Source organism: Streptococcus sp. GMD1S, assembly GCF_000296875.1.
Classification (GTDB): domain Bacteria; phylum Bacillota; class Bacilli; order Lactobacillales; family Streptococcaceae; genus Streptococcus.
On the sequence record NZ_AJQY01000291.1, the window covers coordinates 1 to 557 of the forward strand.

The 557-nt window shown below is 35.5% G+C and carries 1 protein-coding gene; it reads right to left on the reverse strand.

Features of this window, described 5'->3' with window-relative positions; all coding sequences use genetic code 11:
* Window positions 1-116 precede the first annotated feature (116 nt).
* Window positions 117-440 (reverse strand): DUF2568 domain-containing protein, encoded by a 324-nt coding sequence (locus GMD1S_RS08850; RefSeq protein ID WP_237738586.1) that lies wholly within the window; start codon window positions 438-440, stop codon window positions 117-119.
* Window positions 441-557: the final 117 nt, after the last annotated feature.

Below are 557 nucleotides of genomic sequence, written 5' to 3' on the forward strand. Positions count from 1 at the left end.
CTCCTAGAAAAAAAGGAGCCGAAACCCCTTTAGCTATATGGAAAACACTGTTTTCTCGTGTCAATCTCCAGTCAAATAATTACCATTTAAATAATTCATTAAATATATTATAAGAATCACTCTAGCTGAAAATAATAAAGCAGACCCAAACTTCCAAAAGACAGAGCTAAGTATAGGATTCCTATTTGCAATCCATACAAATGCCAAAAACTACCACTAACTAAAATAAAAATCGATGTCTCAGCAACGAGGCGATGCCATTTTTTAAAAGCATGTGGAGATTTTGGTGCCATATATCGCGCCCAAAATAAGATTAATAGAACTGCTAGAAGAAAAAATAGGAATTTTTCCAGCCAAGAAATTTGTATCACAGACACGGAGAAAAGACCAAGGATTGCCACAACCTCAACCAAAAAGCGCAGTCCTTCAATCAATCGCATCATGCTATCACCTTCTATAAATAGTCAAATTAACAGTTCCAAATATTCATTAAGAATTACCCATTAAAGCTTTCAGTCAACTGAGGCACCACTTGTTTCTTACGTGAAACAGCACCT

Coding starts and splice junctions, on each gene's coding strand:
- GMD1S_RS08850 (WP_237738586.1), bottom strand. CDS start 440: ATGCGATTGATTGAAGGACTGCGCTTTTTGGTTGAGGTTGTGGCAATC.